The 26139-nt window shown below is 38.5% G+C and carries 21 protein-coding genes and 1 pseudogene; 13 read left to right on the plus strand and 9 right to left on the minus strand.

The window, feature by feature from the left end; translation table 11 throughout:
* The first annotated feature begins 142 nt into the window (after positions 1-142).
* Positions 143-919 carry a tetratricopeptide repeat protein gene (locus tag H6G77_RS31450; protein WP_190595342.1) on the plus strand — a complete coding sequence of 259 codons (777 nt, stop codon included), beginning with the start codon at positions 143-145 and terminating at the stop codon, positions 917-919.
* 22 nt (positions 920-941) lie between these two features.
* On the opposite strand, the gene H6G77_RS31455 is transcribed toward H6G77_RS31450, so the two are convergent.
* From H6G77_RS31455 to H6G77_RS31490, 9 genes are all read right to left on the minus strand, one after another.
* Positions 942-1196: a hypothetical protein gene (locus H6G77_RS31455; RefSeq protein ID WP_190873660.1), complete on the minus strand. Its 255-nt coding sequence runs from the start codon at positions 1194-1196 to the stop codon at positions 942-944.
* Between the two features lie 66 nt (positions 1197-1262).
* Positions 1263-2006, minus strand: a complete 744-nt coding sequence (locus H6G77_RS31460; protein WP_190873661.1) for a hypothetical protein — start codon at positions 2004-2006, stop codon at positions 1263-1265.
* A gap of 496 nt (positions 2007-2502) precedes the next feature.
* Complete coding sequence (locus H6G77_RS36405) at positions 2503-2628, minus strand: hypothetical protein (RefSeq protein WP_277877378.1); 126 nt, start codon at positions 2626-2628, stop codon at positions 2503-2505.
* Between the two features lie 85 nt (positions 2629-2713).
* The gene (locus H6G77_RS31465; RefSeq protein WP_190594174.1) at positions 2714-3424 is read right to left on the minus strand and encodes an ADP-ribosyltransferase; all 711 of its coding nucleotides are present in this window, start codon (positions 3422-3424) and stop codon (positions 2714-2716) included.
* 236 nt (positions 3425-3660) lie between these two features.
* Positions 3661-4851: a strawberry notch C-terminal domain-containing protein gene (locus H6G77_RS31470; RefSeq protein ID WP_242048645.1), complete on the minus strand. Its 1191-nt coding sequence runs from the start codon at positions 4849-4851 to the stop codon at positions 3661-3663.
* 47 nt (positions 4852-4898) lie between these two features.
* Positions 4899-6374, minus strand: coding sequence for a hypothetical protein (locus tag H6G77_RS31475; RefSeq protein WP_190873662.1), 1476 nt, complete (start codon positions 6372-6374; stop codon positions 4899-4901).
* 54 nt (positions 6375-6428) lie between these two features.
* Complete coding sequence (locus H6G77_RS31480; protein WP_190873663.1) at positions 6429-6818, minus strand: hypothetical protein; 390 nt, start codon at positions 6816-6818, stop codon at positions 6429-6431.
* 79 nt (positions 6819-6897) lie between these two features.
* Positions 6898-7437 carry a hypothetical protein gene (locus H6G77_RS31485; RefSeq protein WP_190873664.1) on the minus strand — a complete coding sequence of 180 codons (540 nt, stop codon included), beginning with the start codon at positions 7435-7437 and terminating at the stop codon, positions 6898-6900.
* Between the two features lie 98 nt (positions 7438-7535).
* On the minus strand, positions 7536-8441 hold the full coding sequence (locus H6G77_RS31490) for a hypothetical protein (protein ID WP_242049366.1): 906 nt from the start codon (positions 8439-8441) through the stop codon (positions 7536-7538).
* A 371-nt stretch (positions 8442-8812) separates the two neighbouring features.
* Here H6G77_RS31490 and H6G77_RS31495 point away from each other — a divergent pair, with 371 nt between their 5' ends.
* The 12 genes and pseudogenes from H6G77_RS31495 to H6G77_RS31550 all read left to right on the plus strand — a co-directional run bounded on the left by H6G77_RS31495 (position 8813) and on the right by H6G77_RS31550 (position 26131).
* The gene (locus H6G77_RS31495; protein ID WP_190873665.1) at positions 8813-9067 is read left to right on the plus strand and encodes a hypothetical protein; all 255 of its coding nucleotides are present in this window, start codon (positions 8813-8815) and stop codon (positions 9065-9067) included.
* 347 nt (positions 9068-9414) lie between these two features.
* Entirely contained in the window at positions 9415-11097 is a 1683-nt protein-coding gene (locus H6G77_RS31500; RefSeq protein WP_190873666.1) for a hypothetical protein, read from the plus strand.
* A gap of 123 nt (positions 11098-11220) precedes the next feature.
* Positions 11221-11979, plus strand: coding sequence for a hypothetical protein (locus tag H6G77_RS31505; protein WP_206758064.1), 759 nt, complete (start codon positions 11221-11223; stop codon positions 11977-11979).
* A 34-nt stretch (positions 11980-12013) separates the two neighbouring features.
* Positions 12014-13072, plus strand: a complete 1059-nt coding sequence (locus H6G77_RS36020) for a hypothetical protein (protein WP_242049368.1) — start codon at positions 12014-12016, stop codon at positions 13070-13072.
* Positions 13073-13319, plus strand: a pseudogene (locus H6G77_RS31515) (Uma2 family endonuclease); the annotation flags it as partial.
* Positions 13320-13583: 264 nt separating this feature from the next.
* The gene (locus H6G77_RS31520; protein ID WP_190873668.1) at positions 13584-14999 is read left to right on the plus strand and encodes a hypothetical protein; all 1416 of its coding nucleotides are present in this window, start codon (positions 13584-13586) and stop codon (positions 14997-14999) included.
* 9 nt (positions 15000-15008) lie between these two features.
* Positions 15009-16403: a DUF1822 family protein gene (locus tag H6G77_RS31525; RefSeq protein WP_190873669.1), complete on the plus strand. Its 1395-nt coding sequence runs from the start codon at positions 15009-15011 to the stop codon at positions 16401-16403.
* A 282-nt stretch (positions 16404-16685) separates the two neighbouring features.
* Positions 16686-21236, plus strand: coding sequence for a tetratricopeptide repeat protein (locus tag H6G77_RS31530; RefSeq protein ID WP_277880709.1), 4551 nt, complete (start codon positions 16686-16688; stop codon positions 21234-21236).
* A 61-nt stretch (positions 21237-21297) separates the two neighbouring features.
* Entirely contained in the window at positions 21298-23820 is a 2523-nt protein-coding gene (locus tag H6G77_RS31535) for a CHASE2 domain-containing protein (protein WP_190873671.1), read from the plus strand.
* Positions 23813-24541: a DUF928 domain-containing protein gene (locus H6G77_RS31540; RefSeq protein ID WP_190873672.1), complete on the plus strand. Its 729-nt coding sequence runs from the start codon at positions 23813-23815 to the stop codon at positions 24539-24541. Before H6G77_RS31535 ends, H6G77_RS31540 begins: the two co-directional genes overlap by 8 nt.
* A 454-nt stretch (positions 24542-24995) precedes the next feature.
* Positions 24996-25667, plus strand: a complete 672-nt coding sequence (locus H6G77_RS31545; RefSeq protein ID WP_190873673.1) for a tetratricopeptide repeat protein — start codon at positions 24996-24998, stop codon at positions 25665-25667.
* A gap of 143 nt (positions 25668-25810) precedes the next feature.
* The gene (locus H6G77_RS31550; RefSeq protein WP_190873674.1) at positions 25811-26131 is read left to right on the plus strand and encodes a CHAT domain-containing protein; all 321 of its coding nucleotides are present in this window, start codon (positions 25811-25813) and stop codon (positions 26129-26131) included.
* The last annotated feature ends 8 nt before the right edge of the window (positions 26132-26139 follow it).

Raw genomic sequence — 26139 nt, forward strand, 5'->3', positions numbered from 1 at the left:
CGAGAATTTGAGAGTTGTACATAGTCGGAACCTCTGTCCAAACGACATCAGTGGTTATTAGCGAAGCGATAAAAATTATTCGTTTAAATCATGATATTTCTTGATAAAATAAAATTGTATTTAAAATATACGAATAACGTTTATGGAATCAAATTTACAACAAGCACAAACTTTCTACGAACAAGGTTTAGAACATCTCAAAGCCAAAAATCTAAAAGCAGTTGCAGAATGTTTTGAGCAAGCATTAACACTAAATCCAAACTTTGCAGAAGTTCATAATGCAATCGGGTTAGTACAGTTTAGTATTAAAAAATATGAGGGCGCGATTCAAATGTTCGACAGCGTGATCGCCCTCAACCCAAATCTGGCAGAAGCCTACAACAATCGCGGTCTATCGCGTTTGAAAATTTGCCACAAGTCTGAATTCCCCAGCATTGTAGAAGATTATAATCAGGCGATCACACTCAATCCAAATTTGCTCGAAGCTTATCTAAATCGGGCGGATATTTACAAAAATTATATTGGCGATTTTGAAGCGGCGATCGCGGATTACAGGAAGATAATTGAGCTTGACCCTAACCGCGTAGAACCCTATATTAATCTAGCTAATATTTATTTTATGTCTAGTAGATTGGAAGAATCATTAGCAGAATTAGAACAGGCATTATTGTTAAATCCCGATTGCCCCGAAGCTTTCTGTGGCATGGGAATAGTGAGATTTTATTTAGGAGATAAAGAGGCGGCTAAAAAGGATTTATTTAAGGCATTTGCTATTGATGAAGAGCGAGGAAATACAATTGGTTGTATATTTACTAGGAGCGTAATCATGCAGCTTTTTGGGGATTACGAGGTTTACAAGGATTTGTTTGGAGTCGAAAGCAGAATAGTAGTCAAAAAAAATAAAGCTACTAAAAAGTAGCTGACGAGTGCAAAATGTTGTATCAACTGTAGGCGTACTCGATAGCAGCCTGTAGTTGCTCGATCGCCATCGAGTACTCTTCGGGGTCATAATTGTAGAGGATAAAGTCTACAATCAACTCACACAGTTTTCTTCTTGTTAAACTGCCTGCTGGGAAATTTATCAAGAACTCGAAATATTTGAGGACAAAAATGATATATGTTTCGTTGTCTGGGAAGTTGGACAACATTCTCTGAACATTCATCTGCATTTGCAGTTGTAGTTCGAGATCGGACATACGTGGAACTCCAGGAGAAGACTACATTGGTTATTAGCGAAGCTGGAGGATCTGTAATTAAAGTAATTATGAGTGTTCAATAACTCTCTTCATTCTTGACTCTAGTTTTTCTTGATTAATTGGAATATTGGGTACAGTTACAATACAAAATATGGGTTTAACAAATATTTCCACTTCAAAAGGGTAATCAACCAAATAAATTTCTCTATATTTATTAATTGGAAGATTTGATTCTATTGACCATAATCTAGGTGTTTGCAAAATATCGTTAATGAACGAATTAGAATATTTTAATGCTTGATATTCGTCCCATAGCTGAATTAATACTCCCTGAATTGCCTGTTCTCCTACCCACAATTGAGGAGGAGTGCTTTCTCTAATTGAATTTATATTTAAACTCAGATAATCAGCGAGTGCTTCTTGATAGCATTGTTCTTGTTGGCTTAACTGCTCTAAATAGTACTGCTGCTGTTCATTCTGCCATTCTTCATCGCAGATGACATTATGTATTTGACTATTAAGCTCTAAAAGTTCTTGAAATGATTTTACACTTGCTTGGGCAGCTTCATGAATATTTGGTACGTGCCAAAACAGTCGATTATCATGGGCAATAAGGATTAATTTCAACCAATCATACCATGATTTGATATTCATTCCCTGATTTTGTAAAATTTGATTACCACCACTATGCTTATCAAATGGATGTACATGGAGTCCGTCAATAAGAAGCACCCAAACAGCAAAATCAATCAAACTTGATGAACCAATGTGGATATGTCCTGTTGTTGAAGTATTATGTGAATTTATCATTTTATTGAGTTATTTAGAAAAATCTAATGAAAATAGCTAACCTATTCAAAAATTGGCTTAAAATTTTAATTACCTAAAAGTTATAAATTAGGAACGTTACTATCTTAGTATGCAAAATGTTGTATCAACTAACTGTAGGCGTAATCAACAGTAGCTTGGACTTCTTTAATTGCTATCGGAAAGTTTTGAGGCAATTTACTGCTTACCTGACTTTGCAGATTACTTTTGTGTTTTTAACGGGAAATTGGGTGAAAACTTTTGATAGTTAGGTTTAAAATGTTTGCTTGTCAGGAAATTTTATGGAACAGAATAATAAATAAAATCCAAAGAGAACCTATATTTGTTATTGTGACTTAGTTTTAAGTTTTTGAGCTTTTCTATGAAACTGTAATTTTAATGCTCCACCATAAAAAGAACCGAAGAATCACAATGTTTTAGAAAAATAAAAGCCCGAAAATGGGGCTTTTATTAATTAGCTTTTTACACTGATTTCAGCTTAATCTTCTTCTTCAAAAACAGTACCATCTGCTTCGTCTTCTGATTCCCAACGTCCAGTTATTCCACCTTCAGAACTATCTTCTGGTTGGGTTGTGGTACTATTGATTTCAGTTGTGTCAATCATAAAATTTCTCCTGTGTTGATGAATAAAAAACCTTGGTCAGTTACTTATATTATAAATAACTGACTATTAATCTGCTGAAAATTGCTCAAAGTTCATCAAGTTCAATAACCACTAGTTCACGAATTTCTCCTGATGTAGTGACTGGATATTGTTGAGACTTGACATTACTTACTTGAAATCGAGTATGTGGAGGAAACAAGATTTCTCCCTCGCGGTTTGCACGTTTAATCGGGTCAACATATCTGCCTTTGGAGGCAGGGTTAGGATTGATGTGAAAAACCGCAGTTGCCTCTTGGCTATATCTTTGCATCAATCCTACAACATCTTGCCAGTAAGTTGTACTAGTAAAAGTGGTTTCAGTAATTGTTTTTCCTAATTTATATTTATCAAGTCTTTCTCTTGACAATTTCTTGTACCGTTTGAGATATTGATATTCGCTTGGAGTAGGTTGAGGCAAAGCTTGTAATTCATCTGTTGTAATTGCGGGAATTTTTAGAAGTGCAATTGTCGCTGCTTTGGCTACAAGTAAGAATTTCTCTGGTTCTTCATCAGAAGTTAAAGCATTTACCAAACTTAAATTGATATTGCGATAGTAATATGTCGGGCCTAAATACATTGATAAAGCCCAAGCCTCAACACGGGATAATGAAGGTGCAAAATTTAAGGTAAATTGAATTTTAGACTCGTGATAGCGACTGTCGAAGAGTCTTTCTGGGTTTGGCTGATTTGGAATTAAGGTTAGAAGGCGAAATTCTTCAACTTCACTCAATTCTAAGTTAAATGGTGGAGTCCACATTTTGTTTTATTCTGCAATACTTCACCAAAAATGTGCGAAGCGAAATTGTTAGAAAAAAATAAGCCACTCTACTAACCCGAATTTCTCACGTATGGGTAGCGGGTGTGGAGAGAGGGGAGTGTGGGGAGTGTGGGGGGAAAGATTTTTTCACCATCCTCCCACACTCCCCACCCCTCCCACACCCCTGGATTTCTCACAAGAGAGAAATCCAGGACTAAGAAAGTGGCTCAAGCCAGTTAACCCAAAATGCCTATCACTGCCGCCAGCACATCAGCAGCTTTATCTCTAGTTGGCACAAATACCCGCTTACGCCAATTTATAATTTCGGTGAAACAACCCTTAGCCACAAGTCTCTCTGCGAGGGAAAGAGCTTCAAGCAATTCCAAGCGAGGTTCACCAGCAATGTAAGAGCGACGCAACGTTACGCCTCCGGGCAATTGCTGAGAATAGCCTTCGTTGAGAACCAGAGATACTAACTCTTGTGGAGAAAGCAGCGTGTTCTTCAGCCCAAGCTGTTCAGTAACGGTCTGGATGTCTGAAGCATGAACCACACGCCCCAGAATTTTCTGACCATCGCTGGTTTGCAACCGAAACACCCGGCTGTTCTTCTGTGGCAGAACTTTCCAAATTGGTAGTAGGATTCCTGTGACCAAGTGCAAGTAGTCAGTTGTGAATCTGGGTAGTTCGTCTACTTCCTTTGACCAAGCTGTAACAAACTCCTGTATTGAAACTTGTTTCCAGGTGGACGATTCTAATCTCTCAACAGGTACGCGCATTTGATTTTGTGGTCGTACTAGCAACACTCTAGGTACTACACTACCATCACCATCGAATACACTATGCGTAGGAATTGATACTGCGGCTTGACCAGATTTTTCATTGATCAAGAACCGCCCCTGGTGCTGAGTTGAAAACTCCAACATTTCGGCAGCCGTTTTGATGTTGTTCCTTTGGGTGCGTTCTATCTTTAGGTAGTTAGTTACGCTACCAGTAGCAGGGTGAGTATATACGGTTTCGCAGCTTTCCACAGTGAACCGTTCAGCCCGAAGCGTTTCTACTCCGATTTCAAAAGTACCATTGGCGATCGCAGTTTCAATCTGTTGACTCAACAACAGTTCAAAACGCTCGAAAATCACGTTTTGCATCCCGATTGTCAAAGCCAGCAAGCGATTGAGGAACTGTCGCAACGGTGGTAAATCTATCTTCATCCCGCCTTCGTGAGAAGTCAGAGATAAACCCGTCATCTGCTCGAACTTGCCCAAAGGCACTTCGTAAAATCGACCTTGGAATATCTGCTTAAAGAGTTCGTACAGCGCGTACTCTGCATACTGAGACTCAAGGTTATCCTTAGTGTCGAAGATGCCATTACCTCCGGTTTGCCGTTGCCGCTTATAAAAAGCTACACATATCAGGGCAGTAAAGCCCAAATCTATGTAGAGAGAAGTTAGCGGTTTATCTTCTTAGGAAATCGTCTTTAACGCCTTTGCTTGCTCTTGTCAGATTTCTCTGACCATTGCTTGACCAAAGACCCCCAGTTAGAGATAGCATAGAAACTGTGACGCTTAATGCTAGATTTCCGAATTAATCTATTTAGTTGATTCCACAGGCTCCATACGTGCTTTCCATCCTTCACGGACAGATAGGCGGTTATAGAGCCTGGAAGATTTTCCGTCAATCGCATACCACGTCTAGCAATGGCTAAAGCAGCAGCTTCATCACTGGCTAAACCGTACTGGCGTGCATATTTAACTAAACCAATTAAACTGGTGTAAGCGGGATTCACTTTCATCAAGTAAATGCCACGATTACTTAAAATACTGTCTAATAATTGATAAAAACGGTTATAAGCCCAACCAGAAAGCATCCGGGCATACTTTCTTCCACGTTCTCTTAATTCCTCTTTTTTACTAGAAAAGTCTAATTCTTCACAAACAATCGGACAAGCAAATATTGTGGCTAATCTCGCCAGATGTAAGCAAGCATGAACAATCTGCGCGTCTTGTTTGCCTGATGGCAGTCCCATCTGTAGCGGGATTTGACCATGAGATTTGAGATTACCATCTTTATCAATGTATGCCCAGCCAATAGAGCCAGGATTCATATCAATCCCAATACAGCCATAAGCACAATGGCGAGAAACACGCTCAATTGGTACTGGTGTAAATTTTACTGCTGCATTCCATTTGTTGTGCTTGTAGTAGAAGTGCCATGTCTTAGCACCATCTTTGGGCAATCTGTTGATATTGCGGTCAAAGTTGCCTAGCTTTGTTATGACTTGTTTACCAAACTTTGATTCTAGACAAGCTGGAACACGGAATTTAATGATATTACCGTCCCATTGACAGGCTGAATTACCAAAACTTTCACTCTTAGAACCAACTATAAATACCTGATCTCTAGGAATAACTATTTGAATGGGGGCTGTTATTAAGTGTTCGATTTGTTGAGATAATTTGTAAGCCCGACGTTTTTTATTGTGAATCTGAAAGCGTAAGTTGTTCCAATTAGTGTTACGGAATCTCAGAGAACAAGACAGTGGAAAGCGGCATCCTGTTTTAGAATTACGCCAGTTCTTTTTAGCGTAAAACTTAGCAGAGTCAGATAATTTTTTCTCTGATTTGGTAATCCAAGAGTTGAGCGATTTTAGTTTACCTTCCAGTGTTTTGATGTGGAGCTTACGACTTTCTTTAGAAGAATTAACAGCACCTTCAGTAAATTTAATTACACCAGTGGCGTGTCGCCTTGATATGCCATAAGTCTTCTGTAAATGAGTATTCCAACTAGAATTATGAAAGCTATTTACTGTTAAGAGGTGATTAGCTGTCTCACACGCTGCTTTATGAAACACCGAACTGTAAGCAGTCAGAAACATCTCAAACTTTGTGAGTCCTAAACTATTTAATTCTTCTGCTGGAGTTGGTAATCCTTTAACATACGTGAGAGTCGGCATTTATTTCACCTCATCAATTATCTTTCAAAACCCTCAGTTTTACTACAAAAATGTCTACCCCACCAAATACCGAACAACTTGCGGATCTATCGCCGCAATCCGCTTCTGCATTGATTTAGGAGGGTTCTTGAAAAAGCGTTTTAAATCCCGGCTTTTGACTTGATAACAACTAACAGAACGTTTTTTAGCTTTCAGCCAGCCCTGCTTTATCCAGTAAATAATAGTAGTTGGATGTAAGCAAAGATTTTTTGCAATTTCACTGCAACTGTAATTATCAAGGGTAGGACGTATAGAATACCCCAAAGAATACAATTTATTCTTAACTGCTGATACTGTGCGATTATAACCGCGTCTTTTAAGCCGAAAAACTATTTGTTCGGGAGTGTACATCTCGGCCATTTCTTCGAGGGTTGCTAGTTCTTTTTCTGCCCATTTAGTACACATTGATAAACCTCTAAATATTTATCAAAATAGAATTAATATTTTGAGGTAGCGATTCAATTACAAATCGCCACCACAGAGTTCATCTGCTATTTTCTGGAGGCTCAAGTTCTACTTCCAGATAAGAAAGCGCAGTATCAGCATCACCAATAGTCAGGTCTGGCTGATATCCAAGTGTTAGATAATCGGGGTGTTTGGCAATTTCTTGAATGAGGAACTTTGCACCATTAACCAAATCATGCAGAGATGGATAACGCGGTTCCTGGGGTTGTTGGGTGGGTTCTTCGTCAGTAGAGTTAGCAGCTAAAACAATTGCAGGAATAGCATCTAATTGATGTTTTAGTGATTGAATTTGACGCTGATGATTCTGGATTTCTGCTTCTAACGTTGTTTTTAATTCCTGCGGTGAGAGCAGTTTAATTTCATCTTCGGTACGATGTTCTTCATCTTCGGTATGCTTATCAGGTAGCAGAATGTAACGCCAACCTACACCATATTCATTAGCTAAATATGTGTCTTCTTCATAGTATTTAAGTCCTATGATTTGACCCCGTTCAGTGCGTTGCCCAAAGCCAAAGCGAGGGTATTGCCAACCTTGCGGAATTGATACTGTGGGTTCCATTGTTTTAATTAGTGAATGATTGGGGAAGGGGAAAAGGGCAAGGGGGAAGGGAATAAAGAACTATCCTTTAACCTTTCCCCTTTAACCCTTTCCCTGATTTAAGCAGCGACCAACTCTAGCACTGGCTCATACTCCAGCAGCCGTTCCCATTGCACACTTGTCAGTTGGTCAAATGGCAGGTTTAACAACTGCTCGTAATCCAAAGCTTCAGCAGAGGGTAGAGTATCGACCATAGACAGCCAATAGACAGCATCCATCGCAGAGTCACAGGGTGCTTTTTCAGAGGATTCATTGGCGCGAACAAACCACCAAGCACCTTTGGTTTCTCCAACTTCGCCTAACTTCTCGTCGCCTCTGTAGATTCCATCATCCAGCAATTCCAAGCCAAAGTTTTCACAAGCCTGGGCAATCTGCACCATGATTTCGTTTCCGGTGGTGCAGGGTTCTTCAAACGGTTTCTGTACTGGTAATAACCCCGCTTGATACTGCTGCTTGACGTAACTGTGACATCTTACCGGAGTAGAATCTGTAAAGATTTCCATGTTGTTGATCATGACTTGCCAGTAAGAGTTTTGCTGGTCGTCATGGCTGTAACTCACGCTGGCCACCAGTTCACCATCTGCCAATACTTCTTGGTCGTAGAATGAGATTTCTGAGATGAACGGTACTTCTAGGACATCTGCGCTTGGTTGGGGGTTCAGGGTTCCATCCTTGTAGTGCCATTCGATGAAGCGGTGACACCATGCTTGGGTGTTGTGGCGGAATTTCTCAACGCCATTCACCATGACTATCCAAGGTTGTGTTACGAACTCGTCATAATTATAAGTGATGTATGCAACCAGCCATTTTCCGGCGTAAATCTCGAAGTGGTGGGAGTTAATCTCGACTGTGGTGAGGGGTTCGGGGGCGATTGCCTGGGATTGAGTTGCAAGGTACTGGTCAAACTCACTTTGAGCAACGGTTTGCTCATTGACTTCTTGCTGTGTATAGGTTGTGTAAGTCATAATATTAATCTCCGTTAAGGAAGAAAGCGATCGCTGTGTTTACCAGACAGGAGCGGTCGCTTTTAATTTTTACGAACGTTGTGGGGAACCACAACGCACTCATGGAAATTTGGCGAAGCCGTACATTAAAAATCAGAACTAGCAGTTAGAACAGTTGATTGCTTCTGTTCTTGGTGGCTGTTTTGACAAGATTTGCTCATTATGGGTGTGAACTTGAATGTTTGGAGATTTTGCCATGTAAGAACAAGCTGTTGCTGTTCTTATCTTTAATTTATGATATTATCACTACATTGTCAATACGTTTTTCATGAAATTGTCATTACAACAAGTCATTGATAAGCTAATATCTATGACTTAGGAGTTAAACAAGCATGACCAAAGGCTCAAAAGCATCTTCAGAACGAGTGTTCATTCAAATTCAGGTTGACCAAGATAGGAAGACAAGATTTGCTGAAAAAGTTCGTAATGAAGGCAAAACAATCACTGAAGTCTTGATTTCATGGATTGATGATTACCTTGATGAAACAGAAAAGGTGGACGTTATCGACCTGAAGAAGCGAATCGAGGCTTTAGAACGTAAATCTTTGCAACAAGAATCGTTACTCGTGGGGGAATTACCCGCCTGAGAGAAGAGAACGATTCTCTCAGGCAGAAACATTCACAATTAATAGACCTGCTGAAACCAGACAAGCCCGCCAGTCAATGAGCGGGCTTTGTTTTTATAGTTCCTGGTTCATATTGAAAAAATAGTGATAACATCACTATAGATTGTCAACAAACGGACAATCAAAATCAAAAGACGATCGCCAGCCGTCCAAGCAATGCGATCGCCGACTCAATCTGTTCGCCACAAAGTGAGCTAACTATCATGCTGACACATTTTTGGTGTAGTCCAAAGTTCAGCTAAATACTCACTTTGGTTAAATTGCATACCCTGTTTGTTTTTGTGCGTTTACCATAGTGGGCAAGAAATATGCTGACACTAGAAAAAACATCAACGCTTCCTTACAGTGTCGTCAACACCAGCATCAAAGAAACCTTCACTGCCATTGACAGATTTGAATGGCAAGCAGTTGATGAGATTCTCGAAATGCGAGAACAACAGCTTTACCGTGAAGCTGGCTATCAAAGTTTTGAGGAATACTGCCAAGCTGAGTTATCCGCCTGGGGTGGATATCGACGCATCAACCAACTGCTGGGAGCCAAGAAAGTCAGGGACACAGCCGATGAATTGGGCGAACACATCAGAAATGAACGTCAAGCCCGTTCACTGCTGCGTTTGGTCAAGGAACCAGAGAAACTAAAACAAGCTGTTGCGATCGCGCTGCAAGATAATCCCTCACCCAGCGAATCAGACTTTGCATCTGCGGCGAATAAGGTACTTCCTCGGCTACCACGGCAAAAAATTCAGGAACCATTGGTTCCTAAAATTGAAGAACCAATATTGCACCCTACTCAGGAACCAGTGGTTCCTAACGTGAACACAGTCACGGTTACGTCACCAACTCATCCAAGACACGGGCAATCAGGAAGCATCTCAGCAGACCCACCCAATCAAAGACAGCAGATTGTCACGTTTGAGGATGGTAGCAGGGAACTGGTCAATAATGCTGATTTGAGTAATGACGCTGTTGAGTCATTTACCCCTGAGCGAACTTACCCCAAAGAGTACACCGAAGCGATCGCACAACTCAAGCAACAGCACCAGCAGGAACTTGAGCGACTGGAACAGGATTTGAGGATTGGGTTACAGGCGGAAGCAACGACCCAAGCCCAGGAACAAGTACAAGAACAACTCACCACTTTACAAAACCTGTTTCAGCAGCAGAAACAAGAAAACATCCAGCTACAGCATCGGCTCTTTGAATTAGAAGGGCTAAGGCAGCTAGAACTGGAAAATCAGCGTCTAAAAGGGCGTATTCAAGAATTGGAACGTGCTGTAGAAGAACGTCCGGCTCAGGAATGGGGCAATACTCTTACTAAGCAAGCAACCAAAGCCTTGAACAAGCAGGTTAAGCAAGCTTTAGACCAAACTATTGATCTGCGATCGCTTGCCCAGGAACCACCAAAGGAGAATGCCCAAGAGTGCTTGCGACTGATGGGTATAGCTTTAGGTAATCTGGCCACAGCTATGAACAATACCCACGCCCTGCAAGCTGCGGCGTTAATTCTAGGGAGTGAGCCGACACCATCCGCGATCGCATATCGGGCTGAACAACTACAACTACTACCGCAAGCAGTTAGTGATATTCGGGCTGTGCTGTCCAAGCCTGGGTGTAGCTGGTGGGATTATTTAGAAGTTGCCCAAGAGTACGAGGTTATTAAAGCTGACTACTGGGCGGAGTTAACACCGAAAGAAATTGACTTAATCACTGCCCTGGAGAAAGCCGAATCATCCCAAATTACGGAACCAATGGTTCCTGAAGAAGTCATTACCGAGTCTGGTTCTTCTAACGAGATTAGATTAGGTTCAATTGTTGCACACGCTGATATTTACTGCGCCTTATACCCAAAAAGAGGTGAAGTCATCGAAGACATGGGGGATGAGGTTTGGGTGGCGTGGGATCACTGGAAAGACAAGCCCAAGAAGACTGACCGCTATTTTAAGGACGAACTGCGGTTCTGGCAAGAAACAACCAATCAATTAAAAATTTAAAATTCAAAATTCAAAATTAATTTTGCATTCTGAATTTTGCATTTTGAATTCAAAAAGCAGTACGGCTCAAGTGCTGCCGATATTTTCATGCGCCAAATATTAACCTTTACCACGAATAATTTTATGACACCAGAATTTACGCTCGAAATCGCTCAACAGTTGCACAACAGCAACCAGATTATCGATTTTGATTGGGCTTGGTCAGTGCTGGGATATAGCCGAAAAGATAGTGCCAAGCGAATGCTGACTGCATACTTTGAACAAAACTTCGATTATTTCGTACAACCCGAAGACGAATCGCCAGAAGCCTTACCACACGATATTTTCCACATTAATGTGGAAAATTCAAAAGCAGGTAGACCAACCGAAAAAATTTATTTGACAACTGAATGCTTCAAAGAAATGGGGATGCTGTCAAAGAGTGAACAAGGTAGACAGATTCGCAAATACTTTCTGCAATGCGAAACCATTGCCAAAGAATCAGTCCAGCTAATTCCTCAGCTACAGCAACAAATTCGGGAACTACAACAAAATTTCGCCCAGCTACAAGCCCAAGTTCAAACCCTTTTACCTCCGTCATCTGATTTTGTACCCCCTGGTTGGGATGAGGATGTATGGCGAAGTCTACCCCCGCAAGATAAACGCCACTTCAGGTTTTTATTCCGTCGCCGCAACTTTCGTCCATCTACAAAAAATGAAACCTTGGCTTTACCTGCTGTGACCACTGAACAAATGAAGCAGAAGCAACGCGATGAAGTAGCGCATCTGATAGGTGAAGTGTCGCCCGAAGAGAAACAGCAATTCCAGGCAGCAAAACGTCAACAACTCCGCGAATTTTGGTCACAAGCTCCCGTTGAAGACCAAGAAAATATGCCGTTTTAGCCAGTCAGTTTTTACAAATTATATAAGGTGGAATATGAGTAGCATTGCATCTACTGACAGATTCTCTATCCTGGTCATTCTGCGCCGGGAATATCTTGATATCACAGGTAATTTTTGTGCGGCCAAGCTGATTGAATATTTCCGGCACTGGACAAAGTGGAAACTCAAGAACCACCGCACTACCTGGATTTATCAGCCCCTAAAGAAAATCTATCTTGACCTAATGGGTGAGCATAGTCTTCATGTGATCCGAAGTGCGATCTCACTGCTTGACGAGATGGGCATTATCTCAAAGCAGAAGAATCCAGGTAACGGGCAGGATCGGACGTGGCAGTATAAATTGAACTTCGATGTACTGAATAAGCTGTTGGAACTTGGCAGGTGCAAAACTGAACATTCGACGTTCGCTGTAGAACAATACCACAGATCCCATCCAGAAGTTTCAAAGCCACAGCAACACTCTGCTGTTGAGCTTGAAAAAAGTGAGGACTTGGAAAACGAGATTTTGGACTATGGCCAGGAAGGGGTTTGTCAAACCGCAGAACTAGAGTTACCCGAAATTACTCACTTCGTTGAAGAGATAGAACAGGTTGACTCAACTACCGAGACAGATACTTATGAGGATCATTCTTCCGCCGCCCCTGCTGTGTCGAATTTTTGTGAGGAAGACTTTGGTGATGATGATTGTGCTTTTGAGCGTGTAGAAAAGTCAATCCAACCCAGTAACCAAGAGGTTCAGGAAGTGTTGCAACAGTTGAGGGAAATACCTTGTACACCCCAGTTTCGGCTTAATACAGAGATTCAACGTACAGTTAAGCGGTGCTGGGCAAATGTACCAGGGGCGATCGCGTATTTGAAGGAGGCGATACGGACTTGGAAAGGGATTAAGTCACCCGAAGCCGTATTTGTGGCTGCTTGCAAGGAAGGTAGGAAACCGGAAGCACAACAGGCCAAGTCTGGTGCGATCGCTTGGTTTGAGTGGGCAAGGAAAAACAGGATTGTGATTGCTATGTCGGGGGACACTGTGTATACGCCGGATGGTGAGGCGGTGAGCTTGCAGGAAATGATGCGGCGGTTTCCGGTGGGGGAGTGAGTACCTGATCTCGCTATTGAGGTGAAATCTAAAAGTGACCGCATCAAGCCATTAGAAGAGAAAATTAAGCTATTTCTCGAACTTGGTTCTACAGTGGGTATCCTCCCCAGACAAACTTTTGGTGACAGTTTACCGCCATAACCTTGAATCAGTTGTGTTGAAAGAAAACGATAAATTGGTAATACTAGAGTTCCTTCCAGGTTGGGAGTTAGCCATCTCAGAACTTTGTCCGCCAGAATTTGACTAAACTAATTAACTAAACAACTACGAACTTGGAATTAATTTTGCTGGATATGTTTATTTCTGAGGATTTGGAGGATATGCAATTTTTCAGTAGCAGAGACTGGCGCAAAATTGCATAAGGTCAATTTATTCAGAAGTACTAAAAAATGAATGCTTAAGATAACTGTTAAATCAGATACTTAGTATGGAATCTCAAAAAATGCCTGGACTTGCTTTGAGGAGCATCGGCAATGTGACAATTAACAATGACCAATAAATACAAATACTTATGAGCGAGGCTTCAAGATATTGGCAATTGGTAAGGATTGATGCAGGAGGGAACCGGAAAACTCAAGAGATACCTGCTGCGAAGTCGTTTTACACACAACTATTTGAGCAGTTGACATCAGATGATGTACCAGATACGTACATCCAGCGTCAATTGCTAGATTTGTATCGTCATCGTTCTGGCGATACCGCTTTGTTCGCAGAACGTTGTTTGCTGTGTTTTCTATCTTGGATTATCGAGCAAGGATGTCTCCAATTAGAAAGGAAATTTGGTCAAAACCATAATTTTACTGCTAGTGATCTGTTCCCTTATGTCCTGGATGATGATGGTAAATTATCAGTCGGTGTATATCAATGCTTCTCGCAAAAAATTCTTCAGAGTTTTGATCCGCAACAAAGTAGTCTAACTACTTGGGCGATCATGAAATTAAAGCAACACCCTGAATTGAATAAATTTTTGTTAGAATGTGGTGTTTATTTAATTAGTAATTGGGCGATTCTAAATGATACTCAACCTAAACAATTAGAGCGCATTTTCAAAGAATTTCATGTTTTTAGCCAGGGCGGTTTGAGTGACACAGCAATTAAAGAAGCGCAATCTATTTTAGAAAGCTATCATAATATCTACCGCTTGCAAAGACTGCAACAACGGAGAAAAGGTCTGAGGAGTAAATGTATTGCGCCTGATACTCAACAATTACAAGATATCGCTCAAGATATTCAAAAGCATACAGGGCAACTTTTTGAGATTGAGGTTTTGAGTCAGAAGCTACAAAAGCTGGCTGCTCAATTGCGTGAGTACCGAATTTATGTTCGGGGTGGTTCTGTACAGACAAGTTCTCTAGACGCTGTGTATGGAGGCAAGTATAATTCTTTGATAGAGGAAATTCCGGCTCCTGAGACTAATACTATTTTAGAAGAAAACGACGAACAAACCGAATTCTTGAAGTTTTATCGCCATCAATTTCAGCTTGGTTTACAACAAGCTTTAGCTCAAGTTATAGAATCACGAGTCAGATATTTAGAACGCAAAAAAGGCGATAAATCCAAGATGTTTTTAACTGCTCTGGAATTATCTCAATGTCAAAAATTAGCAATGAATGAAATTGCTGAATTCCTGGGATTGAGAGCGCAATATTCGATAACAAAGTTATTAAAATTACAAGACCTGCGGACTGATGTGGGACAGGAAATGTGGGTGATTTTAAAGGGTTCTGTGATAGAAAAAGCCAAAATATATGCTGATATCCAAGCTTTGAAAAACCTAGATGAGCAATTGAAGGTTATTCTTTTAGAAGAAATTAGACAGATGATAAAAAATTCCGAGATTCAATCAAGAACAATGAAAAATCACCTAAAAGCTGATATGTTCGCTGAACAGTTATGTGAATATCTCCAGACTAGAAAAACAAATTAAAACAAAATTATGAAAAATTTATTAAGTAATCTTACTCCCATGTCTTACCTTGACTTTGATGCTTTACCAACTTCAGCAGTGATTCTCTCACCTGATGAAATTGACCAAGCCGCAGTACTCAGTAATCAAATTATTGATGAATCCAAGCAATGGCAAGCTTATCTTCATTATTTAGCTTTATCAGCTTTTGAGCAATGGCTACAAGAAAGAGCAGAATCTTTAATTATTAATCGTGAGCAATGTACAATTTTACAACCAGTTTTAGCAAATTTTATTAGTTGTGTTGCTAATTTACAAGTGGGAGCATTCAAAGTCTGTTTAATTGCTACTGGTAGCTTGAGCGATGAAATGGTGAATATTCCCAGAGTTGTTATTGAGCTACCAGAGTTTATTCCCCATTTTTATGTTTTAGTGGAGGTGTTGGAAGAACAAGAAGCAGCGAATGTTTATGCTTTTTTAAGCTATGAAGAATTACAAGAGAATTTACAGATAACTTCTTTACAGTCAGATTGGAATTATCAACTGTCAATATCTTGTTTTGATAATCATCCAGACCGTCTATTACTATATCTACGATGTTTGGAAGCATCAGCAATATCTTTACCTGCAATTCCCTTAAATCGGTCTGTGCTTTTAGCAAACATACAACATCAGTTGATTGAATTATTGCCTCAGTTACAATCACCAGAGCGGGAATTATCTGAAGTTTTAACTTGGGAACAAGCTACTGCTGTTTTAACTAGTCCAGAATTGATCAATTGGGTTTATACATTACAAACACAAGCAGCTACAGAGAATCTAGAGATAGATAGCGCCAAGCCAGAATCAAAAGCTGCTTTTGTGTCCTTACAAGATGTAATTAAATTAATTACGCAACCTGCTTTAAATGCTGGAAGTTGGTTATGGGACGAGTTGGATGATTTAGCTGCTTCACTTTCTTGGGTGCTGTTACCCAGTTTTGCAGATGCTTCCCAAATGCGACCAATACGTAGTCCAGAGGAAGAATTTGAGGTAATAGCTACTCAATTACGACAGAGGGGGTTAAAAATTCCCGTACAGGCGCGGGGTGCGTATCAAGATTTACTTTTAGCTGGGATAGCTTTGCGGTTGTATGCTGTAACTTGGCATTTACTATCGGAATCAGAAAAGCCAGAATGGAGTTTGTTACTAATTTTGGGCGCACCTGCTTTAAGTAGTTTACCGTCTCAGATTAAACTTAGGGTCAGCGACCAAACAGGTATTTTGGATGAACCGGGATTAAATGCAGAGAGTGAAGATTCTTATATATTTACCCGTGTGGTTGGTAATTGGGATGAGAAGTTTTTAGTGAGTGTAAGTTTGATGGATGACGTTGAGGTGACTTTACCGCCTTTTGCTTTTAATTTGGAGCGGTTACGGAATTGACGCGATTGGATATCAGAGGACGGGGGATCGCTTTCACAATACTACTCTTCACTGGATAATTGCAATAAGCGGGTAATTGCTGCAAAGGTCTGGTATGCTTTGGCGTTTTCTTCACAATATCTTTAAATAGCTTGTGATCTCCAGTATTTATACTGTCTGTCACATCAAGGTATCGTAATGATGCTGAGGTCATTTTAAAATTTTGGCATAACCTGGTTTGTCCTCAGAAATATAAGAGATTGAATAATCAATCTTCTGTAGCCATATCCAGAGGAATAACCAATGTCTAAGAGTTTGAAGAGTTTCGCCCTAGTTAGTTTAGTGTTTTCACTGACTTGTGGTGTTGGGTTAGCAGCGAATGATGTGATAGTGAAACATACTTTGGCGCAAACTGCAACAATTTCAGATAGCAAAGCAGAAGGCGATAAGTTGTTTGAGGAAGGTGTACAGCAGTTTCGGCGTGGGGAATATCCCAAAGCATTGCAGACTTATCAACGGGTGTTGGAAATCCGGCGAAAACTGGGGGATAAGGTTGGAATTGGGCAAACCCTGAATAATATAGGACAGGTTTACAACGGTTTGCTCCAACAGGAAAAAGCATTAGAAGTTTTACAGCAAGCATTGACAATTCGTAGAGAAATTAAAGATCGTGCTGGAGAAGGAGAAACCCTAGATAACATTGGTGGGGTTTACCTTGCTTTATTTAAAGAAGAGGAAGCTTTAAAAACATTGCAGCAAGCTTTAGAAATTCGTCGAGAGGTTAAAGATAAAGCAGGGGAAGCAGTTACTCTGAGTCGAATGGGTTTGACTTACAGTTTCTTGAAACAACAAGATAAAGGCTTAAAATTTTTACAACAAGCACTGGTAATACATAAAGAATTAGGCGATAAATTTCAAGAGGGGTTTACTCTATTTAGAATAGCGGCAGCTTACAACAATATAGATGATAATACTAATGGTTTGGATTGGTTGAATAAAGCTTTAGCTGCGAATCGTGAAGTTGGAAACCGTGCTTGGGAAGGTAGGAGTTTACAGCAGATAGGGTTTACTTATTTTAACAGAAAAGAATATGACAAGGCATTGAAAATTTTTCAGCAATCATTACCACTCATTCAAGAAGCAGGAATACGTTCTTTTGAAGCTAGTATTGTCGCTAGTATAGGAGATACCTACTTTAAGCAAGAGAAATATAATAAAGCTATTGAAACTTATCAACAAGCTTTACCTATAGCTCGTGAGGTAAAAGATAAATCTCTTGAATTAGAGATTTTAGTATCTCTAGGAAATAGTTACAACAAAGTAAAAAATTATGAGCTTGCTTTAGAATCTTATCAACAGGCTTTACCCTTAGTGCGGGAATTGAAAAATAAATCAGAAGAAGCTAGAATTCTTTTCCTCATAGGAACACTTTATAGTTTGCAAGGTAATTTTGAACAGGCGATCGCACCTTTGGAACTATCATTACCTATCGCTAGAGAAGTCAAGGATAAATTCCTAGAAGCTAAAATTATTAACCAAATTGCAGGGGTGTATTTCAATAGACAACAACTTGAGCAAGCTATTGAATTTTATCAACAAGCATTAGCCCTTGAACGACAACCACTTAATAACCGTCCTGTGCAATTGGATATTTTATTGCAAATTATGCAATTATACGGGATAAGTGCTATCGAAGCTGGAGGAAAGAAAGATTATTCTCGTGCGATAAGCCAAGCCAATCAAACGCTTAACTTAGTACCAGAAGCTTTAGATATTGCCAGAGAAATCAAAGATTCAGCAGCAGTAAAAGAAGTGATGAGAATACAAAGTGAAGCTTATTCTTCCATAGGCAATTTTTATCTGAATATGAAAGAATTAGCAAAAGCAGAAGAATTTATTCAGCAAGGTTTAACAATTGCAAAACAGTCTGGAAATTTAAAAGCCGAGAAATATGCTTTATCTTTTCTAGGTGGAGTTTACATTGCTCAGGGATATAGCACCAAGGCAATTGAAATAGGTCAGCGAGAGTTAGAAATTGCTCGTATACTTAAAGACCCTTTCTTGGAAGTAAGAGCTTTATTAGGGCTTGCTTCTACATATAATGTTTTGGGAGATTATGAGGAAGGTATTAAATTATCACAGCAAGCTTTAACAAAATCAGCAGAAATTGATATTCAAAAAGTACCTAAAAATAATCCAGAATATGCTTTAGGAAGCAAACTAGATGCTTTAGGACTTTTAAGTTTAATCTACAAGAATCTTGGAGAATATGATAAGGCTCTAGAATTTGCTCAAAAACGTTTAAATTTAGCGCAAAGTCTGAAAAAGCCTAAATTGGAAGCTGACGCATTGATTAGTTTAGGCGATGTATACGAGAATATCCAAGAATTTCAAAAAGCAATCGAAATTACCCAGCAAGCTTTGAAAATTGCGAGGAGTATTAATAATTCTGATTTAGAAGCACAGGGATTAAGACAAATAAGTGCTACCTATGCTGGAAAGGGAGATTATCAGCAAGTTTTAGACTTTGCAAAGCAAATATTGGTAATTGCAGAGAAAACGAAAAATTCAAATTTGAAAATAGATGCTTTCAATATTCAAAGGCAAGTTTATACTAATCAAGGCAATTATAAGAAAGCTTTGGAATTATTCCAGAATATGTTGTCAATCGCTAAACAAAATAGCGATTTTGGTTCTGAGTGGACAACTCTTATTGAAATGGGATTATTCTACAAAACTTTAGGAGATGAACAAAAAAGCACTGAATATTTCCAACAATCACTTACCCTATCTCAAAAAATAAAAAATCCTCAGTTTGAAGGTGTAAGTTTCTTTCTTATTGCCTATAGCTATTTTGGTAAAGACCAACCACAAAAAATTATTGAATATACGAATCGAGGTTTAGCTATTTTACCAAAAACTAAAATAATCCCAGTAGAAATTATGGGAAATCTTGTACTTACTTTGGGCTATGGTGAGTTAAATAATGAACCAAAAGCAATGGAAGCAGCCCAATCTAGCTTAGAACTTGCAAGAAAGTCGAAAAATCCTAGCCATGAAAAGGATGTACTTACATTTATAGGGAGTTTACAGCGTAAGTTTGGTAAAAAGCAAGAAGCGATTAAAACATATAAGCAAGCATTAGCAATCAAGATTCAAGCAAAAGCTGTAGGTGCTGATTCTAGTATTTATGCTGGCTTAGGTCGTACTTTTGCTGAATTAAATCAACCTAATGAAGCGATTAAAAACTATCAAGAGGCAGTTCAGCGAATTGAAGTAGTGCGAAGTAGGATTCAAGAAATTACACCTGATTTACAAAAATCTTTCTTCCAAACAATTGTCGATTTTGATGGATTTACGCCAGCCCAAGTATATCGCCAGTATGCAGATTTATTATTAAAGCAAGGACGTACAGCAGAAGCAACGCCAATCATAGAAATACTGAAATATCTAGAAGCTCAAGAGTATTTCGGCAAACCGAGAGCAATTAATAGTACTTTAAATGATAAACAAATCGCCTTGGGTAAGGAATTAAATCAATTACAAACTATCCCACTAAAGGAGCGTGACAATAAGCAAAAACAACGTATTGTTGAGTTGCGAAAAATGCAAGAAAACCTTATAAAAGAATACGGACAATTTGTCAAAAGTCCAGAAGTTGCAAAACGAATTGAAGAATTACGTCAACTTACTGGAGGAAAGAATTTAGACCCAGATGCACAAGCAAGAAGTTTACAAGATAATTTAAAGGAGCTACAACAAGATGCTGTAATTATTTATCCCTTGGTTCTAAAAGAACGTTTGGAACTAGTATTACTTACTCCTTATGCTCCTCCAGTTCGTCGTACAGTAGCAGTTTCAGAAGCTGAACTTAATAAAACAATTGAAGATTTTCGTCGTGATTTGCAAAGTCCTGGCACTAATGCCAAAGTCAATGCTAATAAACTTTATCAATGGCTAATTCAACCATTGGAGGGGGATTTAGCAGAAGCAAAAACCAAAACAATTATTTTTGCTCCCGATGAAAGATTACGTTATATTCCTCTAGCTGCTTTACATGATAGTAAGCAATGGCTAATTGAGCGTTTTAACATCAATAATATTACAGCCTTGAGTTTGATGGATTTAAATACAAAACCTCAAACTAAACGAGAAATTTTAGCTGCTGCATTTACAGATATCAATCGCAATGTCAGTGTTCCACTTGGAAAAAAGACAGCAAATTTTAAAGGATTGAGATATGCAGGAAAAGAAGTAGATAAAATTATAGCAACTATTTCTGGAAGCACCAAACTTTTAGATAATCAATTCAATCAAGGTATCGTGTATCAAATGAACGATTACTCAGTGGTACATCTTGCGACTCACGCAGCATTTGTAGATGGAAAGCCAGAAGAATCTGTAATTGTTTTGGGTGATGGTAAATATGTGACTCTAGGAGATGTAAAAGATTGGAACCTACCTAATGTTGATTTAGTTGTATTGAGTGCTTGTGAAACTGCTTTGGGTGGTTTTGGGGATGGTAAAGAGATTTTAGGTTTTGGTTATGCGATGCAACAAACGGGTGCTAAAGCTGCGATCGCATCTTTGTGGAAAGTTGACGATCCCAGTACATCAGAACTAATGCAGTTATTTTACAAAAACCTCTCCAGAAAGATGACGAAATCTGAAGCATTACGTCAAGCACAACTTGATTTACTAAAAGGGAATAACGCCACCAACATCGACTCCGAACGACGTGGTATTACAGTGAATATACCATCCGGTACCTCCTCAAGAAATGAAAAGTATCAAAGTGAATATTCGCATCCTTACTACTGGGCACCTTTCATTTTAATTGGTAACGGTCTTTAAAAAATAATAGAGATGCAAGTAATTGCATCTCTGCTAACTAATAAATAATTAAATACAAATTATGAATAACTTTCATCTTAAGGTGCAACGCATCGAACAAATTTGCTTATTTGAATTAACTTGGGGAACAGCACAACGTATCAGTGCTAAAATTATCTATCCCGAAAACCTGACATTACTCTATCAAGAATGGCAACGCACCTATCTCAGTTTTTATAAGACTGCGTTACGCGGAAGAGTAGAAAATTCCGGTACTTTTCAAGCACCAACTCCTGATTGGCACGCAAAATTAGTTCAAATAGAAGCAAAATTTTTATCAGAATTTCACAATTGGTTGCGTAGTAGCGAACTATATGAAATTAGAACAGTAATTACTCAATTTTCTTTATCTTCGGCTAATTCTCAATCTGCAAATATTAATCTTTTCTTGACTTGTGATTCTTTAGAATTAGCACGCTTACCTTGGGAGACTTGGGAGATTTGTACAGAAGTTACTTTTGCTTTTAGCAAAATTAATATTGTACGTAGTCCTATCAATATCCATAAATCAATAGTAAAACCTAATCATATTCATCGTGCTAAAACTAGAGTTTTAGTAATCTTAGGTGATGATACTGGTTTAGATTTTCAAGCTGAGAAGAAAGCAATTCAAAAATTGAAACGCATTGCAGACATTACATTTCTAGGATGGCAACCAGGAAAAAGTATTGACCTACTTAAAACTGAGCTAAAAGCAGCTATTACTTCAGAATTGGGATGGGATCTTTTATTATTTGCAGGCCATAGCAATGAAACAGCTTTAACAGGTGGAGAAATTTCTATTGCTCCCAATACTACTTTATCAATTAGTGAAATTATACCTTTATTAAATCAAGCTTTAGAAAAAGGATTGCAATTTGCTTTATTTAATTCATGTAACGGGTTAAGTATTGCTAATAAGTTAATTGAATTAGGTTTAAGTCAAGTAGCAGTAATGCGAGAACCAATTCATAATAAAGTCGCTTCGGAATTTTTTCTACATTTTCTCCAAAGTTTGGCTCAATATAAAGATGTCCAAGAAGCTTTAACATCAGCTTGTCAGTATCTAAAACTAGAAGAAAATCTGACTTATCCTAGCGCATATCTGATTCCTTCTCTATTTCTCCATCCAGAAGCTCAATTATTTTGCTTTAAACATAGTTTCGCTCATAACTTGCGAAAAATCAGCCCATCTCGCATTGAAACTATTGCTCTTTCAGCTTTATTTATTATTAGTACGCAACTACCTGTACAAAATAATTTATTAGCACAGCGTTTAAAAGCACAAGCTATTTATCGTCAATTGACAGGTCAAAATGATTTAACTAAAAATCCCCCAGTTTTATTAGTCCAAATTGATGAAGAATCGATTAGAAAGCGTAAAATTTCCAACCCAAAACCGATGAATCGTCAATACTTAGCTGAATTAATCGATAAGGTACAAACGAGGGGTGCTAAGGTAATTGGGATTGATTACTTATTAGATAGACATCAAGAAGAAAACGACCAAGCCTTAGCTAAAACCCTTCAGATGGGGGTAAAATCATCAAAACCGACATGGTTTGTCTTGGCAACAACTAGTGCCTTAAATGGCGATCGATTGAAAGTATTACCGGAAATTGCTAGTCCTAATTGGACTTTGCAAGGAGAAATTGATATTTTACCGGGATATATGCAACTGCTATCCCCATCAGATAAATCTTCATCTCAACCATTATATTTTGCTAATTTATTAGCAATCTCACATCAGTTACAAAAATTAGAACTACAGACAGCTACCATAACAAATAAAAAACAACGAGGCTTGATTGCAGTTGCTGATACAACTATTGAAGATAGAATTAAACAACCACCACAACCTCAATTAAGTAGTAAAACAGACTTTAGCCAGCAGATTGAACAATTCTTACAAAAGAATCATCTAAAGAATATTACTAGCTTGACATCAGCACGGATTAATTTACAACCAATAACAGAATTTAGCTATTATTTTGGTCAGATGTGGTTGCACCCAATAGTTGATTTTTCTATTCCGCCAAATCAAGTCTATCGAAGTATTCCGGCTTGGCAGTTATTAGAAAATCAGAAGCAAAATCCCCAAATTGCTAATTTAGAAAATCAAATAGTTATCATTGCACCAGGGGGATATGGTGAAGCAGGGATGTCAAAAGATGGTGAAGATAATTTTGATTTACCTCCAGCTTTGGAACTATGGCAACGTTTAGAAGATCCAGATAATACCAATCAAGTATTAACTGGGGGTGAAATTCATGCTTATAAAGTACATCATTTATTAAATAATAGAATGGTTGTACCTATCCCTGATTTGTGGCTAATTTTAATAGCTATTGTATTGGGTAAAACCCTATACTTTATAATACAAAAAAATCCACACCTTAAATTACAAATTTTATTATCATTAGGTGTATCCACAGTAGCTTATAGCTTAATAAGCTTACAAATTTATCTTTCATCAATTGCGATAATTTTACCTTGGAGCTTACCATCACTAATTATTTGGTTGTACGTAATGCCAGCCTTTTTAAGGAGAAAAGCTTATGAATAGTTTCAATCAGATTCGGTTTTATTTATTAATTTTAGCAATAAATATTACTGGCTTGCCTTTATTTTTCAACCTAAATTTAAAAGCAGAAACGAAACAAACAAATTCTCTTTTATCTTGGGTTAATATTTTCCTTCCTTTATCAAAACCGAAACCTCCTGTTAAACCGCGTAAAGCTGTTGGTCGTCCTCTTCGTGATTCATCTGCACCAAGTCCTGTTTGTATGATTTCTCCAGATGTACTAGAGGATACACCAAATAAAGCCAGAGTTATTTGGAGCGATCGCCCGTTATTTCTTTGGGAAGGAAATGTACAACAAGTTGGTTTGATGAAGAATAGGAAGACAACTTTATGGGTTCAGCAATTAGCACTAGGTAAACAATTTATCAGTTACACAGGAGAACCACTACAACCAGGTGAAACTTATTATTGGGTGGTATTTGACGGAGATATAGCAACTGGAAATATCAAATTTCAGATCATGGAAGCACAAGACAGACACGACATAACTAATCAATTAAAAACTTTGGAGGAGGAACAGAAAGCCAAAGGAGCCAACCCGGAAGAGATCGCACTCGCCAAGGCTAACTATTTTATACAACGAGATTTATGGGCTGATGCCTTACAGCAAGCTTATTCCGTAGAAAGCCCATCTAAAGAGTTACTTAAGATACGTCAAAATATTCCGCAACAACTTAAGTCAGAGTGCGGTAACAAGTCTTGAAAAATTAGCCAATCATATTTTTACGAGATACTCAGATCCATCATCTGAGTATTTTCTATTTTTATGCCCCTTTTCAACCAAGTTTTTCAGACTATAAAAACTCTGTATAAAGAAAAATACTTTCTAAAATTTAAAATAAAAATCTCAAATTTCCTCAAGCTTGATTATATAAGCCTTCTGGGCTACTTGATGAATTAGTTGACAACTGATTTCCAGAAAAAATATCTAATTTTGGCATATCCTCTCAAACCTCAGAAATACATATCAATGAGCGCACAAAGAGGATGCCTTCAAGTTAGAAATTACTTATTTTGGCATATCCTCTTTACCGCTAGAAATACATATCCATGAGAGCAAGCAAAATGCGATCGCATCAAGTGAATTTATTCACCTGAGTGAAATTTTATTCATCTAAAATCAACCCAACATCAACAAATATTAAGGAGTCAGCAAAATGAAACTTTCAAAATTAGCAGCAGTAATCTTAGTTTTTGGAACAATGCTTGTTCCTTCCACAACTTTAGCTGAAAGCTTAAGTAAGTCTAATCCATTGCTGATTACACGGGCAAAAACTGAATTGAAGCCTCAGTTAAAACTACCTATAATCGAACGCTTATCTGAAATCAATTCTTCCCCCAAAGCTCGTAATAACAATAATGTAGATGCGCTATTAACTCAAATCTCAGCCGATTTAGAAAAAGGAGATTTTCAAGCAGCAATCGAAGGTTGTAATTCAGTTTTGAAAATTGATGTAAATAATTTCGTAGCTTACATATTTCGGGGATTTGCTTACAGTCATTTAGAGCAATATGAAACAGCAATTGGAGATTTTGAGCAAGCGATACGTATTAACCCTAATTCTGCTTATCCTTACTTTGGTAGAGGCTTTGCTCAAGTTAAACTTGAAAAATATCGTGACTCGCTTGCAGATTTTGAGCAAACCATCAAAATGGAACCAGAATTTGCTCACGCTTATTTTTGGCGCGGGATTGCTTTAGCTAATTTAGCTCAAACAGATGCAGCAAAGGTTGATTTAGAAAAAGCTGCTGAACTTTATCAAAAACAAGGAAATTCTCAAGCTGCTGAACAAGCATTAAATGTATTGAAAGAAATTTATACAGCTTAAAGCTTGTTTGTGATTGAGTTATAGACTTTGGATTTAACAATGCAATTCTCAGGTGCATTACGCCAGCATTTTTCTAGAATCCTGTCAGGCTATATGCACCACTATTTATCAATAATCACAACAAGATTGTACCTGGCATAAACATGATTAAAACATCAAAAAATCATTTGCCACACTACATTTCTAGCAAGACTGAAGAAATCCAAAATTTCAACTTTAAAGCAGATTTAGTTGTCTTGACTGGTTGTGATATAGCCTGGGGATGGATTGTAGGTGATGGTGTCATAGGTTCGCTATGGGATGTTTCTGATATATCCACAGTGACACTGATGAGCGGATTTTATGGTAATTTGAGTAAAAATACGGATAAAGCAGGTGCGTTACATCAAGCGATGCTGGAAACGATGAAAAAGTATCCAAATCCTCAAGATTGGGCTGCTTTTACGTTGATTGGTTTGTTGTAGTGGTGGTG

The organism is Aulosira sp. FACHB-615, from assembly GCF_014698045.1.
In the GTDB taxonomy this organism is placed as follows: domain Bacteria; phylum Cyanobacteriota; class Cyanobacteriia; order Cyanobacteriales; family Nostocaceae; genus Nostoc_B.